Source organism: Rhodococcus sp. MS16, from assembly GCF_013277795.1.
Classification (GTDB): domain Bacteria; phylum Actinomycetota; class Actinomycetes; order Mycobacteriales; family Mycobacteriaceae; genus Rhodococcus_F; species Rhodococcus_F globerula.
Genome location: NZ_VBTM01000005.1, coordinates 747,592 through 763,921, shown reverse-complemented (window position 1 = coordinate 763,921; position 16,330 = coordinate 747,592). Strand labels below are relative to the sequence as shown.

Below are 16,330 nucleotides of genomic sequence, written 5' to 3'. Positions count from 1 at the left end.
CGACGGATCAGCGGTAGAGGCCTTGGGTGTTAATCCCCGCACCCCCGTCGACTCGCAACGACTGGCCGGTGATGGCGCCGGCTCCGGACGACATCAGGAACAACACTGACGCCACTACCTCGTCCACCTCGACCAGCCGCTTCATCGCGACGTTGCGCAGCACCCGATCCCGAGTTTCTGGCGGCATCGAGAGGACCTTGGGGGTCGCGACCAATCCGGGGACGATTGCATTGACGCGAATGCCGGAGTCTGCCCATTCGGCCGCAAGGGTGCGGACCAGCCCGAGCACTCCAGCCTTGGCGGCCCCGTAGGACACCTGACCGGGGAGGCCATCAAGGGCGCCTGTCGAGGAGAAAAGAACCAGATTCGCCTGATCACTCTCGACTAGGGCGGAATAGGCGGCCTGGACGGTCCAGAACTGTGACAGCAGGTTCGACTCGATGTCCTGACGGAAGAGACTGGGAGAGAAGGACTTCGCTCGATGGAGGGTCGCGACGCTGGCTGCGGCACCAATCAGGCAGTCCAAACCCCCGAGTTGGAACACTGCTCGTTCCACTGCGTCCGCCGCTGCAGTCTCGTCGGCGAGGTCGGCCTCGAAGAGCGGGATCGCCCCGAGTCCTTCCGGCAGCGCCGTCCCGGGACGGTCGATTCCGGCGACCTCACAGCCGAGTGCAGCAAGGGCGCCGATCAGTGCGGCGCCGATCCCTCCGGCTGCGCCGGTGACGATGACCTTCGTTCCGGGTCCGGGTGCTGTTGCGGGACTGGCTGACGTTGACTCCATGACGGACGAGTCTCCCTACCGATATCTTCTTGCTGGATGATGTTTGCGCACAAAGTGATTGGGTCGATTGTTTGATCGACCGATCGAATGGGCATCAAGTTACCCACGTCACTATGTGCCTGTCAATGGGCTGGCATCATCTCCCTTGTCGAGTTGCCGAAGGCTGGAAGCGGCTCAGCTCAAAGGGTGGACATTTACGCGATCCTGATTGTAAAGTGAATTTACTTTACAAATGAAGGAGAAACTATGTACGAGACCCTGCTGTATTCCGTTACCGGTCCGGTTGCCACGATCACGTTCAATCGCCCCGAACGCCTGAACACCATCGTTCCTCCGATGCCCGACGAATTCCAGGAAGCAATGACCAAGGCGAATCGCGACCCCCAGGTCAAGGTCGTCGTGGTCCGTGGCGCGGGCCGATCATTCTGTGCCGGATACGATTTCAGTGGCGGTTTCAAGCACTGGGAAGATCAGATGAACACCGATGGTGAATGGGATGCCGGCAAAGACTTCGTGATGGCGACTGCTCCATCGGAGTCCCCGACGCAGAAGTTCATGAGCATCTGGCGCAGCCCGAAGCCGGTCATTGCTCAGATCCACGGGTGGTGCGTCGGCGGCGGCAGCGAAATGGCCCTCGGCGCCGACATCGTCATTGCCTCCGAGGACGCTCGTATCGGTACGCCGTATGCTCGTATGTGGGGTTGCCACCTCTCCGGCATGTGGATCTACCGGCTCGGGATGGCCAAAGCGAAGGAGTACGCACTGACTGGCAAAGCAGTGTCTGGCGTCGAGGCGGAGCGCATCGGCCTGATCAACAAGGCTGTTCCGTTCGAGGATCTCGAAGCAGAGGTAGCAAAGATGGCCGCCCAGTTGGCGAGCATTCCCGTTTCCCAGCTTTCGGCGATGAAGCTGATCGTCAATCAGGCCTACGAGAACCAGGGACTCGCGAGCACCCAGATGCTCGGCCCGATTCTCGACGGCCTGATGCGCAACACCCCCGAAGCGAAGAAGTTCATCACGATCGCCGAACAACAGGGCGTCGCAGCGGTTGTCGCTGAGCGGGATACACCGTTCGGTGACTACAGTGCTGCGCCGGCCGACGAGCAGCCGAACCCGAACAATGTCATCCACGTCTGACAAAACCACCCGCTACGGGCGGACGGCCCGCGGTGACGCCACCCGATTGAGGTTCATCGCGGCCGCCCGCGCGGAACTGCTGGAAACGGGAGGGACCCTGGAGGTTGCAAAGGTCGCGGCACGCGCCGAGACATCTCCAGCGTTGCTCTACCGGTACTTCGGCGCAAAGGACGGCCTGGTCGCCGCTGTTGTCCACGGCTTCTACGACTCCTACGACGACGCCGTCTTCGCGGTCCCGGTATCACCGGAACTCGGCTGGACCGAGCGCGAACGCCTACGCCTGTCCCGCGAGATAGATTTCCTGTTCGAGGACCGGCTCGCACAGATCGTCATGGGTCGACGAATGCGCGAACCGTCAGCCGCTCAAGCGGATGCAGAACGCCTCGCCTCCCAGATCGACATGGCCGCGCGCAACGTCGCGTACGCACAGCGCAACGGCGAGGTCGATCCCGAGGTCGATGCACGCCTCGTCTCTGCGGCGTTCCTTGGAGCTTTCCGTGAGCTCATGGCCGAGGCCATGAGCCGCGAGGTGACACCCTCACGGCAGTACCTGCTCGATACCATCTGGCGACTCGGCGCCAGTATCATCCCCAGCGCTTGATGCATCTGGAATCGCTTCGGGCACAGCCAATTTAACCAAAAATCGACTGTGCCCGAAGTATCGGGACCGGGCGCTGGAGGAAATCCCCAAGATCTCGCAGATAATCTCGGTCTAGCGCGCAGTGCCTCGAACGCCTGTGACGGCTTCGGCGCCGCGACTGAGCAAGACTACTTTCGAATGCGCACCACCGCCTCGCTGAGCCGAAGACCGGATCCGAGACGTCGTTCTCCTGCTAGATTTTTCTTTGAATGCACGCGGAACCGGATCACTGTTACTTCGGAGGTGAAAATGGCGAGAAACCTCGGACTCGAGGCCGGCGTGGACGTGGCCGAGCAGATCAGAGTCGAAGCGGCGCGGTTGTTTCACCAACGTGGTTACGGCATGACCACGATCCGCGATATTTCCGACGCCGTCGGAATTTCGTCGTCGACGATGTACCACCACTATCGAAATAAACAGGATCTACTGTTCGCTATATCCCTGCAATTCATGCGGGAATTCAACGACGCCATCCTCCCAGTCCTGACCGACTCGACGCGTGCGCCGCAGGATCGTCTGGACGAAGCAATCACACTGCATCTACGCATCAGCAACGCGCGGAACACTGAACTGCTCAGCATTCGAGGCAACCGTGGCGCGCTCTCTCCTGACCAGTTGGACACCGTCGTGGGCTTGCAGGCCACCTACCAACGTGCCGTTCGTGACACGGTGGCCGCCATCCGAGACCCGGGATCCGAGACCACGGACGTCGAGATCACGACCCTCGCACTGATGGATCTGATCAATGGGGTCTGTCAATGGTTCGACCCGTCCGGACGCCTGTCGATCGATGCGATCGCAGACCGCTATCGGAGCATCGCGCGATCGATAGTGAACTGCGCATCTGATGGGATGTTAACGACGGTTGAAAAGTAGTCCAGAAACGACGAGGCGGATTCAAGGGGTCGTTGCAATACCGGTGACTAACAACACGGGGAAGCGACCGGCGCGCGTCAGGTATCTGGTGAGTTCAGGGCAGAGGTAGTAGATAGTATTGCTCGGTTTATCGCGTTGTCGATGACCTGTTTGAGAACGTCGGGCCCGGCGAAGTGTCCGGTCACGTCACCGACCGTGAAGTTGAAGGTCATGTCCCAGCCGCGCTCACGCTTCTTCGACAGAATGGCACTGTCACGTTGATTGAAAAAAATCAGCGGCGTCGTTGACTTGGAGTATGCGGCGATGTAATCCCGTTGGGGTTGTTCATGTTTCAGGAGGTAACACCGCTCGCGGTGACTTCCCGCCAGACTATGAATCGATCGGCCATCTCGGCCGCGGTCAGTCGATGCCGGCAGGGCCCGGAAACGCGGTGAGATCGAGCTGTACGCAGACAGAAAACGTTGCGCGTGTGCGACTGATTTGAAGCGTTTCATAGCGCGCTCCCGCGGTCGGGTCGGTTGGTAGGAATTCTCAGCCCGGTTGTTCAAGTACTTGGACTGGCGATACTCGACCGAGGACAGCATCTCGCGGTGCGCCACCTGGTAGCTGCCCAGCTTGTCGGTGACGATCACCCGCGGAACATACCTCAAACCCTTAAGTAGCCGCCGGAAAAACTTCTTGGCCGCCAACGTATTTTGAGTAACTGGACCAGTACGTCGAGCACGTTGCCGTTCTGGTCGACCGCCCGCCACAGGTAATGCAGCTTGCCGTCGATTCGGATGAATACCTCGTCGACGTGCCACTTGTCGCCGGGTGCCCGAACTTGGCGCACCGCCGCCGGATCGTCTCGTAGCTGACTACGACACCGCGTTCGAGCATCAGTTCCTCGACTTCACGGAAGCTGAGCGGGAACCGGAAGTAGAACCACACGCAATGGTTGATGATTTCCACCGGGCAGCGGTGGCCTTTGTACGCCAGCATTGGGGGTGCTCACTCCACCGATTCTCCCAGTTCCCCGACTTCAACATCGTGACAGTGCCCCGTGCCACCGGTCACCGGATGGCAGTACTCGACCAGACTGGCCCGCGATCACTACATCCGACTCGATTCGAACGACTACTCGGTGCACCCGTCGGTGATCAAACGGCGCATCGAGGTCACCGCAGATCTGGCCCGGGTGCCAGTGTGGTGCCGGGCCAGTGCATTGCCAACCATGTTCGGGCGTGGGCGAAACATCTTGACGATATCCGATTTCGACCACATGAAAGCTGCTGTCGCACTGCGCCATAACCACATCACAGCGGTTCGCCCGGCGACTGAACCGGAGGTTCAGATCCGATCGCTGAGCGATTACGACGCCATGTTCTTACGTCCCTGACTACGACGGAACGGAGGCGCTATGACCAGCAGCAACACCGGAATCTGGCGGCCCCAGCATGATATGTCCGCCGAGTTGAATTTCCTGTCCCGCCCTCAAAGCCCCAACCTTGCGCGATGCCGCCGGACGATTGACCGAACGAGCACGAGAAGAGAGTTGGACCCACGAAGAACTTCTGGTCGCGTGCCTGCAGCGGGAAGTCTCCGCGCTTCTCAGTCGCTGACACATTCAGAATCGATCACGGAAATTGGGCCAGAACCCACGAAGATTGTCCGGGATAGATGGTGGACATGGCGATTCCGGAGTGCAGGAGTTGCTGGCGACCGTGTCTGGATCCCGAATCGCGATAGCCCTCCTCCATTCGTGGGTAGATGTTGACTCCTCGACGTAGGCAAACAGGGCATCGCTGCATTGCGCCCGACGATTTGCGCTCGTCGAGTGATTCCCTGCTCGAGTGGTTGGCCTCGACTGGCCGTAGCCAGTAGTTTCGGGTGGATGAGTGCTTCGTCGTGAACTACTTTGATCACTACGAAAGCGCTGTTGCTTGTCGACCGGTGCCCGCCGGCGCCGAAGCCTGCGACGTGGTCAGGCCGTTGGCGCGACCAGTTCGGTTGATGCCGGCGTGAGCGGCGACTGCGTATCGCGCGGCGGGGTTTCGTGTCAGCGAATCACTACGTCATGGTCGGTGGCGCTGAGAGTGACCGCTGCAATGTGGTTGCCGCGCATCCAGTCTCGGACAAACGCGTCAAGCGTGGGGTTCGATTCCCGAGCCGCGTATGCGTCCGCCGGGATTTCGATTGCCCCGACGAGGTGGCGTGGGTTGGCGTCGAGGCCGGGCCCGCGGGGTGTCATTCGGAGTCCGTCGGCGGTGTGCAGGATGACCGGAATGCAGGTGCCGTCCGGTGCGGTGACTGTCGCGGTCCGGGTGGTGGCGACGGGGTCGAAGTGGTCCACGTCCAACCGGTAGCCAGAAGGCTGTGCGTGCTGGCCGATCGCGTCGAGCATGCGCGGGTCCACCACGGTGTACGGAAAACCGATGTCGATCAGTGTCTGACCGTCGATGGCGCCGTTGCGCGCGGGCAGCGTTGTGGACAGGTCCCAAGGGGCCGCGGGGGCCAGGGTATCTGTCGAGCGGTCTGTCGGCGTGTTCTCGATCGGCGAGCCGAGGAGGTCCGCGCCCGTTGGTGTGAACTCCCACAGGCCGCCTACGAGATCCTTGTGCCAGAAACCGGATTCGGTGCCGTTGCGGCCCTCCACGCGCAACTCGCGCCGATTCGGGCCGGGGCCGAGGGAGTGCACACTGATCGCGGATGTGATCTCGCCGGGAATCTTGGGTTGGTGCACCCAGTCCGGAGCCGGCAGTTGGATTGCGGCGGTGCTGCGGTCGAGCGTTTCGGCGACGAGGTTGGGCGCGGACGGTTTATCCGACTGGTCGTCCCAGCTGTAGCGGAAGAAGATCGAGTCCGATCCCGACGAATCGAAATCGAATGTGCGGGTGTACATGTCGCCGTACTTGTTCATCACGAAGGTGGTCGATCCGGCCGCCGACAACGAGTCGGCCTGGAACCGCCCGCCGAGCGGCCCGCCGATCTCGTAGCTGTCGTCGTTGGGGAGCCACGGGTCCGCGTACGTGATGCGGCTGCCGTCCCCGGTCAGCGCGGGGAGCATTGTCATCTTGCCAAATCCGACGAAGTGGATTCGTCCGGCGATGTCGGTGAAGGTTTGGTTGTCCCACGGCGACGACACGCTCAGCGCCCATCCGTTCGGCCGGTCTCCTGGTAGTTGGCGGCCGGGGGCGCTCCACAGGGGTGCGCCCCACGCGGAGGTCCAGTTCCACGCGAGCGGGTGCTGGGACGCGTTGTCCATCGTGTAGATCCAGCCGTTGTCGTCGACCGCGACGAGTTCGTCGTCGTCCAGCGATATCCCGACCAGTCGGCCGCGCAGGCACTCGGGCATCGGTACGAATCGCCAGGGTTCGGTGGTAGACGCGTCGGCTTCCCGTGGCCGAGTGAGCAGGTCGTGGCCGACAAGCGCGAAGTCCCAGAATCGGTTGAATTGCGTTGTCGGCGTGCGAACCTCGATAGATTCCGGGGCGGTCGAGCCGGTGAACGTCGGCAGTTCGGCCAGCCCGATGCGCCCTCCGCCCGATGGAGCGCCCGGCGGCAGCTGGGCGGTCCCGAACGGTACGCAGCTCGCTGGTCCGGCCTCGGCGGGTGCGGCCGCGGCGAGGGGAGTGGGCCACAGCAAGCCTGCGGCGAAGAGGACGCCGACACACAGAAGTCGCGTTGGGCGCGGGTGCAACACTCTACGGCTGGTGTCGATCATTGTCCGATTCTCGCATGCATCGACATGTCCACCGCGTTGCTGGTGAGGACGGTCCATCCGTGTCGAATGCGGCGCAGCGTGCTGATTGTGGCCTTGGACGTAGGTAGCGGATGCGTCGCTGCTCCACAGTGACCAGGAGCCCGTCCAGTCAGGCGGTCGGGTGCTCGGAAGGCGTCATCGCGGTCAGTAGCGCGAGGAAGTTCCGGAATGCGGCAGGCATGTCCACCTCGTCCGGCGCCAAGAGCCACTGGATCTGTATGCCGTCGATGACAGCTATGAGTAGTGGTGCAGCTTGCTCGGGTGTGAGCCCGCCGGCCAATCGGTCCCCGAGCTCCGCGCGCAGCAATTCGGCCATGCCCTCTCGCACGGACGCATAGCGCTCGGTGAAGAACTCACGCGCTGGGTGCTGCCCGGTCGCGCTTTCGGCGGCGAGTGCGGTGAAGGTCTGGACGACTCCGGGCCGGTCGGCATTGAATTCCACGATTTGTTCGAGGTGAGACAGTCGCACATCCGTCGAGTTCGCGAGAAGGGCTGCGGCGTCCCATCGGTCGCGAGCGTCGAGCACTCCGATCAGGAGGTGCTCCTTGCTGGGAAAGTGGTGCAGCAGTCCGGGTTGCGTCAGGCCGACGCGCTCGGCGACGGCAGCGAGAGTGGTGCCGCGGTATCCGCGTTCCGCGATCTCGGCCATCGTCGCATCGAGAATGGCCTCGCGCCGGGCCTCGGCCTTGACCGCCCGGCCACCCCGTTGTCGCTCAGTCATGCAGTGAGCCTATCGACGGAAGCGTTTCTCATCGCGCCTGGGTGAGGATGACGGCCATCAGTCCCGCGTCCTGGCTCTGGGTCGGCGCGAGAGCATTGCCAAGGTGACGGCCCCCGCGATGACGCGAACGGTGTTCAAGGACTTCAATTTCGAGTCTCGATGCGCAGGGTGAGAGGGCAGTTGGCCGACGAGGCACCGACGTGGAGATCGTACGATCCGGGTCGGTAGCACCAACTACGGCTCTGCTCGTCCCAGACCTCGAACGCACGACGCGGCAGAGTGATTGTTGCCGTTGCGGTTTCGCCGGCCTCTGCCACCACGCTCGCGAAGCCGGCAAGCGCACGGGCGGGTCTGGACGGGTCGATGTCGGCGGTAGCGAGATACACCTGCACAACCTCGCGTCCCTGCCTAGATCCAGTGTTGTGGATACGAACCGTGACGGTGTCGCCTTGCCATTCGACGCTCTCGTATTCCCACGTGGTGTAGCCGAGACCGTGTCCGAACGCGAACGCGGGTGCGACATCTGTTCGGTCCCAGGCGCGGTAGCCGATGAACAGGCCCTCGGAGTACGTGAGCTTGCCATCGACGGGTGTGACATCCGTGACCGGGCAATCTGCAAGTGTTGCGGGCCAGGTGGTCGGTAGCCGGCCACCCGGCTCAGTCAGTCCGACCAGAACATCGGCCAGTGCGGCGCCGGCTTCCTGGCCGGGGAACCAGCTCAACAATACCGCCGAGACATCGTTCCGCCAGGGCATCTCCACCGGCGAACCCGAGTTCACGACAACGACAGTTCGCGGGTTAGCGGCAGCTACGCGGGAGACCAATTCGTCTTGACGCCCCGGCAATTTCAGTGTGCTGCGGTCGAAGCCCTCGGACTCGACCTGGTCAGTTGTCGCGACGACAACGACGGCGACGTCCGCCGCCTTCGCGGCATCGACCGCCTCGGCCATCAGCTCTTCCGGGTCTCGTTGCGGCTCCTGGTGTCCCAGACTGAAACTGAGGATGTCGATCGGCGAACCCTCCATTTTCATCGGAGTGTGCTTCAGGACCACTTCGACAGGTTCTCCGGCAGTCAGTTCGACGGAGCCGCGGTCCTTCGGGGCACCGAAGAACAGCTCGAACGGATCGAAGCTTTCCAGGAGTTGGTCACCGTCGAACAGAGTTTCACCGCCGACTGTCAGGGTGAACATGCCGAGTCCCTTGGTGCCGAAGCGATGTGAACCACTCTCACTGGGTGTGAAAGTGCCGAGAAGCTCGATTGTGTGCAGCGCTTGGAAGTCGAGGCCTTCCGGGAGGATTCCCATCCACGTGATCATTCCGTTGGGTAGGTCCAGTTCTCGAAGCAGGGTTCCCGCAGCGTCGTAGCACCGGGCGCGCAACTCGAATCCTCTTTCGGCCGTGCCCATCTGGTCGGTCAACGTTGTGCCGATGCTGTAGCTGAGCGAGCCCTCGAGCAGGGCTGCCGTCAGTCCGTCGAGTGGGGATACGACGGACTCGGGAAAGACCATTGCGGAGCCACCACCGAGGACGCGGGCGTCGCGGGCGGCCAGTCCGATCAGCGCGACGGTGGTAGTGCTCGGGTCGATCGGCAGGATCGTCTCACCGCCGATGGGAGCATTGCGGGTCAGTACGAAGGAACGGCTGGCGATCTCGTGGGCCAGAGCGCGGCCGTCCACCGGCGCGGGGAGTTCGGTCACCGCAGGGTTGGCGTCCTCGAGGAGGCCCGCGCGCGCCGCGAGCAGTAGGACTCGGCGCACTGCGTCGTCGACTACCGACTCGTCGACCTCGTCATTCCTGACTGCCTCGGCCAGTAGCTCTCCGTAGACGGAGCGGGGGCCGGGCATCGCGATGTCGAGGCCACCCAGAATCGCGCCAAGGGTCGAGCGCGTTCCCATCCAATCCGAGACTACGCAGCCGTCAAATCCCCACTCGCCCCGCAATACTCCGTTCAGAAGTTCGTTGTGCTCGCTCATGGTGGTGCCGTTGACGCTGTTGTACGCGGACATGATTGCCCAGGGTCGGGAGTTCTTCACGATGTCCTCGAAGGGCGCAAGATAGATCTCGCGCAGCTCATTCGGGGACACAATGTTGTCGACGGACATGCGGTCCGTCTCGGCGTCATTGGCTACAAAATGCTTGACGGTGGCGCCGACGCCACCGGACTGCACCCCGCGGACGTAGCCGGAACCGATTGCGCCGGTGAGCAAAGGGTCCTCGGAGTAGGCCTCGAAGTGTCGGCCGCCGACCGGGGTGCGGTGCATGTTCACGGTCGGAGCGAGCAACAGGTGCACGCCCTTGCGCCTGGCTTCCTGCGCGAGCAGAACTCCAGCACGCGCGATCAGGTCAGGATCCCAGGTCGCGGCCATTGCGGTGGGCGACGGCAGCAGAATTGACGGATCGTCCGGTCCCCAGAAGACGCCTCGCACACCTACCGGTCCGTCGGACATCACCAGCGACCCGAGCCCGATTTGCGGGAGGGCAGGAAGGGTCCACATGTCCTGGCCCTGGAGGAGTCGTGCTTTCGCATCCAGGTCGAGCTTGGCGAGTGCTGATTCGACGGCCTCGTAAGTTGCTTCGTCCCGCAATGTGCACTCCTTCGACATGGTGTGGGTTGGTTGCCCGTCCGATGGAAACTCATCGTGCCATCAAACTTAATAAATGATAGGTGTTGTTACTAAAACGTTATATATTGGCTTGGCCATGCCGAAGGTGCTTCTCCGGCAAGCGAACTCGAAGTCGTAACGATTAGATTACAAAGCCTTAGTTGGATTAGGTCTCGTCGTTAGGGTGCATCACATGAAAAGTCTGATGAGCAAAAGTGTCGTGCTCCTCGCCGCTGCAACTCTGGTTCTGCTGGGATCAGGCGCCACAGCGCAGGCGGGTGGAACCAGAGAGCCTGTCGCAAACGGCAGAACCGTCGATGGCACGTACTCCGAGCGAGGTCCGTGGGAGGTGACCAGTCAGCAAGGTTTCGGTTGCTGCGACTCCTCTGGTAACAAGTTCGACGTCTGGTATCCCACTGACCTGGGTGCGAACGGAGATCGGCACCCGATCATCACTTGGGGCAACGGGACGTGGGCACACCCCTTCCAATACGACTATCTGCTCTCGCACCTGGCATCGTGGGGGTTCGTGGTGATCGCGGCCGACAACACCAATACGGGCACGGGTCAGGAAATGCTGGAGGCAGTGGATTTCCTCCGACATGAGGACAGCGATCCGTCGAGCATTTTCTATCAGAGTTTGGATACCGGCAATGTCGGTGCGATGGGGCACTCTCAGGGGGCGGTCGGTGCCCTCAACGCGGCGATCAGCTCCGGCGGCGAACTGAAAACAGCTGTCCCCATAGAGCTTCCAGGCCAGTACATGTGTGGCCTGCCCAAAGCGGATGCGGCGATGAACGTCTGCACGGATCCGCGGGCGCTGACCACAGGTTCTGTGCTGTACGTGAACGGCTCCAACAGCCCCATTTCGCAGTCGATCCAGCCGTTGCCGTGGGACTTGATCGGAGCGCAGTCCGCGGAGGGCTATTTCGGTGCCACCCCGGACTCTGTTCCGAAGGTGCGCGCGACTCTGAACGGTCCTAACCACAACGACATTCAAGGTCAACCCGGTTGCCCGGCAAACGATCCGGGCTGCGTCGACGGAGTGCAGGGGTTCCTTGGTGTTCTCACTGCGTGGAACATGGACAATTTGCGCGGAGACGCGCATGCGCACAGTGCCTTCATCTCCGGGGCCGGTGAGCTGTTCAGCCTGCCGGCGTGGAGTAACCAAGCTAGCAACATCATCAGCTGACGCCGAGGACCTGCACGAGCGAAAGTCAGCGAGTGGCAGTTGCGGTGATCTGGCTCAACACGCACAGCCAGCGGCCATTCCGTCGAACGAAGACATCGGTAGTCCACTCGTCGGCGTCGAATTGTCGGCCGCGGTAGTGCGCCGTGTTCGTCAACCGCGCTGTCAGAACCGCGGTGTCACCGTAGGTGCGGACTCTGGCGTCGTTGACCCGGTCGAACGTCGAGTGGGTGAGCTCGCCAGACTGGATGATAGACAGGAATTGTTCTTTGGACGTGAGGCCCGAATCGGACACGATCACCCAGTCGTCCGCCATGAATCTGCCGATTCGTTCGGCATCGTTCGAGACGATCGCCGTGGACCACTGCTCATGGATCGCGAGTATGTCTGCCTGCACGTCATCACCCGTGCCTGTTGTGACGTCCTTGCCCATCGTCGCTCCTCGGCTCCTCTAATTGATCGTGGCCGTCACGGCGTTGCGCGCCGCAGTGTCGCCCAGGCGCCGGCGATGCACGCGATGGTCAGGACGAGAGGGAGCACCGCCATCGGCACCACCCGTGGGACATCGACAAACCACGAACCGATCGCCGGCCACCAGCGGGCCCAGGTGATTACGATCGCTGACAGGCCGAGCGCGCCGAAGAGTCCGGTGAGGGAGGCAAGCAGACCGGTGATCCGCCACCGCTGGTAGATCGCACCCGTCAGCATCGCGATCGAACTGGTCAGCAGCAGCGTAGCGAACAGCGCCAACAGCTGCACGGCCGTGCTGTCGGTGAAATAGCGTGCGATGCCAAACATGCGCATGTGCACACCCCAGCCGTTGGTAGCGGACTCCACCACTGACAGCAGCTGCAGCGCGATTGCGAAGACCGCGGACTGTGCCAGCGCCATCACCGTTGTGGCGGTGAAGAACTCGCGGCGAGTCACGCTCAGTCCGAGTGCGAACGGGAATGTCTGGGCCATCGACTGGAGGTAGAAAGCGAGCACGAAACCGTAGACGGAGAACACGCTGCCGGTGAAGCCCTCGTCCTGCTCGTTCCTGACGATCGCGTAGATGGTGAAGCTGATCAGGAACGAGACCAGCAGAATGCCGACCGGCCAGGCGATCAGCAGCGGCCATGCGACCGTATGCAATTGGAGGACGGAACCGATCCGGGACCGGGTGGGCGCCTTCGGGATCGTCCGGGGCGCGGTCGTCGTGATGCTCATACGGTAGTCTCCCTGCGCTGTGTGGTGGTCGCGATGACAAGTTCCTGCAAAGATGCCGGCTCCAGTTCGACCCCAGCCTCCCGTAAACGGTTCCGCTCGGTATCGGTCACGCCGGCCTGCACCGTGATTCGGGCGTGGGAGCCGAGGGACTCACGGTGCAGAACCGTGCCGGACGCGGCAAAAGCATCTACAGCAGCGAGGGGACCGGTTGCCACTACTGCGCGGCTGCGCAGTGTGTCCGCGTCCTCGTCGAGCACGATTCGGCCGTGGTCGACGACGATCACGTGCTCGAGCAGATTGGCTACCTCGTCGATCAGGTGAGTCGAAAGCACTACGGTACGTGGATGTTCGGCGTAGTCGGCAAGAAGTCGGTCGTAAAACAGTTGGCGTGCAACGGCATCGAGACCGAGGTACGGCTCGTCGAAGAGCGTCAGCGGCGCGCGGGATGCGAGCCCGATTATTACCCCCAGTGCCGACCGCATACCGCGCGAAAGCTTCTTTACCTTGCGGCCCAGAGGAAGTTGGAAGTCGTCGAGCAGTGCCTCGGCGAACGTGTGGTCCCACTTCGGCAACAGATGGCTCGCGGCGGTGAGTACGTGCTTGACCCGGAGGTCTTCGGGGTATGTCTGGCTTTCCTTGACGAAGCACACGTTCGCCAGCACGTCAGAATTTTCGAACGGGGCGGCGCCGAATACCTCGACCTCGCCGCTGGTGTGCAGGTCCTGCCCGGTCAGGATCTGCATGATCGTCGTCTTGCCCGCGCCGTTACGGCCGAGCAGGCCATAGATCTTGTTGTGCTCGATCTCGAACGTGACGTCGGAGAGCGCGTCGACATCCCCGTATCTTCTGTTCACCGAGCGCATCGAGGCGACGAGTTCTGATTCGGTGAAACGCCTGACGTCGGTCCCGGTCGTTGTCATGCTCGCGTTCATCGGGCCACCTTCCTGTCGTCCAGCATGGATTTGAGTTCGTCGAGGGGGATCTGGAGTCGTTCGGCTTCTGCGACGAGCGGTTCGATGTACTGACGTGAGAATGCTTCTCGGCGTCTGAACCTGAGTGCGTCGCGCGCACCGAGAGTGACGAACATTCCGATTCCTCGTTTCTTGTAGAGGATCCCCTCGGATACGAGCTGATTGAGGCCCTTGGCTGCCGTCGCCGGGTTGATCCGGTGGAACGCCGCAAGTTCATTGGTCGAGGGCACCTGCCCGTCCTCGGGCAGTGAGCCGTCGATGATCGAGCTTTCGATCTGCTCGGCGATCTGCTGGAACAGTGGTCGTCCGTCGTCGATCACGATGATCCACGCCCGGGGCTCACTGGTTCATTACTCATGTAATGAACCATAGAACTTGTGAGGGGGTGTTGGCAACCCCTGTTGACGTCGTGCCCGTTCAGGTGTGGCCTGAGAATTCTTGCAACATCGGCTCGTTCAGCGACGTGAATGGCGCGAGCCGGAACTCACCTCGAATGCCGAGTCAGGAACGACGCGCCTGCCCGTACCGCATCCCAGTCGGTGTTCACTTGGTGCGCCATCGCTTGCGAGAGCCAGGTCCGACGCTCGGCCTGCTCCCGGATCAGACCGGGGATGTCGAGGTCGAATCCCGAGAGAACGTCGGTCGCGGCGATCGTGTCCACCCTCACTTGCATGGCTTCGAGGAGGCGGTAGTCGAAATCCGTTATTGCGGAAACAAATTTGTCGGTGCTGACCGATGCCCGGCCCGATAGCGGCGCGGTGAACGCGACATCGCCGTCGGGGTCGACAGGGAACCGCCAGTCCACGTTGACGGTGTCTACCGGTTCGAGTGTGCGCCACCACTGTAGTTCGGGCCCGAAACGCAGATAACCGTGTCGACGCTCCGATCACTGTATGCATCGATGGCCGCGTCGATCTGCGTATTGTCCAGGAGCTCTGCGTCGTCGATGTCATCGAAATCGATTGACCACCCGGCAGTCACGAAATCCACCAGGTCATTCGGTACTGGTTCGAGGATGTAGGGCAACGCTTGCAGCATGTCTTCCCGGAGGCGGACCACGTAATATTCCGCGCACGGGGGGACGGTTCGCCCGTCCGTGGGGGAGCGCCTGGCCGTTGTCTGCTCGCTATTGCGCAACAAATCGACTCCACCCACATCGAGGCAATACCAACCCTCGGTGAGCCCGAACCAGTGCAGGTTCCGGTTCTCTCCCCACGGTTCGACCTCGTCCACCGGTACCAGCTCGAACTGGAAACGCACCATGGCTCGATGTAACTCTATCGCCGCATATTCCGTCCACAGGCTTTCGCGCGAGAGCATCTGAGAAGGTGGGTATCTCGGTGGTCGACGTGTAAAAGTCGATGGAAACAAGAAGCGGGGCAATGTACTTCGCGCGCGATCCCTTTCCGAAGGCCAACGTCGTAGTGCGGAACGACCCGTAGTAGTCGCTGCAACCGACGTGACGAACCCAATCGCCCTGAGTTGCGTGCCACGGACTCGGGGTGAGGTGCGCGGAGACTGCGATGAAAGGCGGCCCTCCGAGTGAGCGGCCGAATTCAGTTCGGCAGTTCGGGTATGGCGCGAGAAAATCCATGCTGGACATAAACAAGTCCCACGACTTAGAGTTCAGTCCAACGACTGAAAGGTGAGTACAGGGATGGAAAATCTAGGTGAGGAAGCTGTATACGCGGTGATGACGACTCGGCCGGCCGAGGTCGGTTCGGCGTTCGACAAGGCAAACCAAGACTTCGTATTCGGCGAGATCTGGTCTCGTCCCGGATTGAGCCGGCGCAACAGGCGTTGGGTCACACTGACCTGCGTTGGGGCCGCTGTTGCGCCTCGCGCCATTGACGATCAGGTCTATGCCGCGCTGAACAGCGGTGACATGACCGTCGACGAGATGCTCGAGTTTGTCTTGCATTTCGCTGTGTACAACGGTTGGCCTAAAGCTTCACATCTCGAAGGCGTCGTTCGCCGCCAGTGGGCCCGGATAGAGAAGGACCGAGGTCTCGAGCGTTCCCCAATTGAACCTGCGAGCAATGACACTCTCGGGCTTAATGATTGGGACGATCGGATCGAACGTGGTGTAAAAGAATTCATGGACGTCAATCTGATCGACGCTCCATCGCCCGATACTCCCTATATTCACGCCGGGATCTTGAACTTCGTCTTTGGACACGTCTGGCAGCGCCCGGGTTTGACGAGGCGGGATCGACGGTTCATCACTGTTGCATCCGTGGCGGTGAACGATGCAGTGACGCCGCTGCAATCACATGTCGGCTCGGCCTTGGAATCGGGCGATATCACCAAGTCGGAGATGGATGAAGTAGTTCTCCAGCTATCCGCATACTCGGGATTTGCCAAAGGTGAAGCCCTACAGACGACTGCCGACGAAGCATGGGATCGACTGAGCCTGGCCCGGACTGCCGTTGGCGGCGTCCGACATGAGAGCGCCTAGTAC

The 16,330-nt window shown here is 61.7% G+C and carries 13 protein-coding genes and 4 pseudogenes; 7 read left to right on the top strand and 10 right to left on the bottom strand.

Going from position 1 to position 16,330, the window contains the following annotated elements:
* Positions 1 to 7: 7 nt before the first annotated feature.
* Positions 8 to 781: an SDR family oxidoreductase gene (locus FEZ60_RS16335; protein ID WP_172936513.1), complete on the bottom strand. Its 774-nt coding sequence runs from the start codon at positions 779 to 781 to the stop codon at positions 8 to 10.
* Between the two features lie 246 nt (positions 782 to 1,027).
* Here FEZ60_RS16335 and FEZ60_RS16330 point away from each other — a divergent pair, with 246 nt between their 5' ends.
* The 3 genes from FEZ60_RS16330 (at position 1,028) to FEZ60_RS16320 (ending at position 3,434) form a co-directional block, all read left to right on the top strand.
* Positions 1,028 to 1,918, top strand: a complete 891-nt coding sequence (locus tag FEZ60_RS16330) for a crotonase/enoyl-CoA hydratase family protein (protein ID WP_172936512.1) — start codon at positions 1,028 to 1,030, stop codon at positions 1,916 to 1,918.
* Positions 1,902 to 2,519, top strand: a complete 618-nt coding sequence (locus FEZ60_RS16325) for a TetR/AcrR family transcriptional regulator (protein ID WP_172936511.1) — start codon at positions 1,902 to 1,904, stop codon at positions 2,517 to 2,519. The genes FEZ60_RS16330 and FEZ60_RS16325 overlap by 17 nt, the downstream gene beginning before the upstream one ends.
* A 288-nt stretch (positions 2,520 to 2,807) precedes the next feature.
* Complete coding sequence (locus FEZ60_RS16320; protein ID WP_172936510.1) at positions 2,808 to 3,434, top strand: TetR/AcrR family transcriptional regulator; 627 nt, start codon at positions 2,808 to 2,810, stop codon at positions 3,432 to 3,434.
* Between the two features lie 362 nt (positions 3,435 to 3,796).
* On the opposite strand, the pseudogene FEZ60_RS16315 reads toward FEZ60_RS16320, so the two are convergent.
* Positions 3,797 to 4,415: pseudogene (locus FEZ60_RS16315) on the bottom strand (IS6 family transposase); the annotation flags it as partial.
* A gap of 58 nt (positions 4,416 to 4,473) precedes the next feature.
* Between FEZ60_RS16315 and FEZ60_RS16310 the strand changes: the two are divergent.
* Together FEZ60_RS16310 and FEZ60_RS32525 are read left to right on the top strand one after the other, a co-directional pair.
* A pseudogene (locus tag FEZ60_RS16310) lies at positions 4,474 to 4,812 on the top strand (IS21 family transposase); the annotation flags it as partial.
* 63 nt (positions 4,813 to 4,875) lie between these two features.
* Positions 4,876 to 5,020 (top strand): annotated as a pseudogene (locus FEZ60_RS32525) (IS21-like element ISAau2 family helper ATPase IstB); the annotation flags it as partial.
* A gap of 452 nt (positions 5,021 to 5,472) precedes the next feature.
* Here the strand turns inward: FEZ60_RS32525 and FEZ60_RS16305 are convergent.
* The 3 genes from FEZ60_RS16305 to FEZ60_RS16295 all read right to left on the bottom strand — a co-directional run bounded on the left by FEZ60_RS16305 (position 5,473) and on the right by FEZ60_RS16295 (position 10,482).
* The gene (locus FEZ60_RS16305; RefSeq protein WP_242484617.1) at positions 5,473 to 7,137 is read right to left on the bottom strand and encodes a hypothetical protein; all 1,665 of its coding nucleotides are present in this window, start codon (positions 7,135 to 7,137) and stop codon (positions 5,473 to 5,475) included.
* Positions 7,138 to 7,285: 148 nt separating this feature from the next.
* Positions 7,286 to 7,897: a TetR/AcrR family transcriptional regulator gene (locus FEZ60_RS16300; RefSeq protein ID WP_033231589.1), complete on the bottom strand. Its 612-nt coding sequence runs from the start codon at positions 7,895 to 7,897 to the stop codon at positions 7,286 to 7,288.
* Between the two features lie 143 nt (positions 7,898 to 8,040).
* Complete coding sequence (locus FEZ60_RS16295; RefSeq protein WP_242484616.1) at positions 8,041 to 10,482, bottom strand: glycoside hydrolase family 3 C-terminal domain-containing protein; 2,442 nt, start codon at positions 10,480 to 10,482, stop codon at positions 8,041 to 8,043.
* 211 nt (positions 10,483 to 10,693) lie between these two features.
* On the opposite strand from FEZ60_RS16295, the gene FEZ60_RS16290 reads away from it, so the two are divergent.
* On the top strand, positions 10,694 to 11,692 hold the full coding sequence (locus FEZ60_RS16290) for a hypothetical protein (RefSeq protein WP_095886943.1): 999 nt from the start codon (positions 10,694 to 10,696) through the stop codon (positions 11,690 to 11,692).
* 25 nt (positions 11,693 to 11,717) lie between these two features.
* On the opposite strand, the gene FEZ60_RS16285 is transcribed toward FEZ60_RS16290, so the two are convergent.
* From FEZ60_RS16285 to FEZ60_RS32520, 5 genes and pseudogenes are all read right to left on the bottom strand, one after another.
* Complete coding sequence (locus FEZ60_RS16285) at positions 11,718 to 12,122, bottom strand: nuclear transport factor 2 family protein (protein ID WP_172936507.1); 405 nt, start codon at positions 12,120 to 12,122, stop codon at positions 11,718 to 11,720.
* A 35-nt stretch (positions 12,123 to 12,157) separates the two neighbouring features.
* Positions 12,158 to 12,898 (bottom strand): ABC transporter permease, encoded by a 741-nt coding sequence (locus FEZ60_RS16280; protein ID WP_172936506.1) that lies wholly within the window; start codon positions 12,896 to 12,898, stop codon positions 12,158 to 12,160.
* Positions 12,895 to 13,830, bottom strand: a complete 936-nt coding sequence (locus tag FEZ60_RS16275) for an ABC transporter ATP-binding protein (RefSeq protein WP_172936505.1) — start codon at positions 13,828 to 13,830, stop codon at positions 12,895 to 12,897. The genes FEZ60_RS16280 and FEZ60_RS16275 overlap by 4 nt, the downstream gene beginning before the upstream one ends.
* Positions 13,827 to 14,189, bottom strand: a complete 363-nt coding sequence (locus FEZ60_RS16270) for a GntR family transcriptional regulator (protein ID WP_095886940.1) — start codon at positions 14,187 to 14,189, stop codon at positions 13,827 to 13,829. The genes FEZ60_RS16275 and FEZ60_RS16270 overlap by 4 nt, the downstream gene beginning before the upstream one ends.
* A 164-nt stretch (positions 14,190 to 14,353) precedes the next feature.
* Positions 14,354 to 15,132 (bottom strand): annotated as a pseudogene (locus FEZ60_RS32520) (DUF5984 family protein).
* 394 nt (positions 15,133 to 15,526) lie between these two features.
* Here FEZ60_RS32520 and FEZ60_RS16255 point away from each other — a divergent pair.
* Complete coding sequence (locus tag FEZ60_RS16255; protein WP_095886937.1) at positions 15,527 to 16,327, top strand: carboxymuconolactone decarboxylase family protein; 801 nt, start codon at positions 15,527 to 15,529, stop codon at positions 16,325 to 16,327.
* Positions 16,328 to 16,330: the final 3 nt, after the last annotated feature.

Coding starts and splice junctions, on each gene's coding strand:
- FEZ60_RS16300 (WP_033231589.1), bottom strand. CDS start 7,897: ATGACTGAGCGACAACGGGGTGGCCGGGCGGTCAAGGCCGAGGCCCGG.
- FEZ60_RS16255 (WP_095886937.1), top strand. CDS start 15,527: ATGGAAAATCTAGGTGAGGAAGCTGTATACGCGGTGATGACGACTCGG.
- FEZ60_RS16275 (WP_172936505.1), bottom strand. CDS start 13,830: ATGAACGCGAGCATGACAACGACCGGGACCGACGTCAGGCGTTTCACC.
- FEZ60_RS16280 (WP_172936506.1), bottom strand. CDS start 12,898: ATGAGCATCACGACGACCGCGCCCCGGACGATCCCGAAGGCGCCCACC.
- FEZ60_RS16290 (WP_095886943.1), top strand. CDS start 10,694: ATGAAAAGTCTGATGAGCAAAAGTGTCGTGCTCCTCGCCGCTGCAACT.
- FEZ60_RS16305 (WP_242484617.1), bottom strand. CDS start 7,137: ATGATCGACACCAGCCGTAGAGTGTTGCACCCGCGCCCAACGCGACTT.
- FEZ60_RS16335 (WP_172936513.1), bottom strand. CDS start 781: ATGGAGTCAACGTCAGCCAGTCCCGCAACAGCACCCGGACCCGGAACG.
- FEZ60_RS16330 (WP_172936512.1), top strand. CDS start 1,028: ATGTACGAGACCCTGCTGTATTCCGTTACCGGTCCGGTTGCCACGATC.
- FEZ60_RS16320 (WP_172936510.1), top strand. CDS start 2,808: ATGGCGAGAAACCTCGGACTCGAGGCCGGCGTGGACGTGGCCGAGCAG.
- FEZ60_RS16285 (WP_172936507.1), bottom strand. CDS start 12,122: ATGGGCAAGGACGTCACAACAGGCACGGGTGATGACGTGCAGGCAGAC.
- FEZ60_RS16325 (WP_172936511.1), top strand. CDS start 1,902: ATGTCATCCACGTCTGACAAAACCACCCGCTACGGGCGGACGGCCCGC.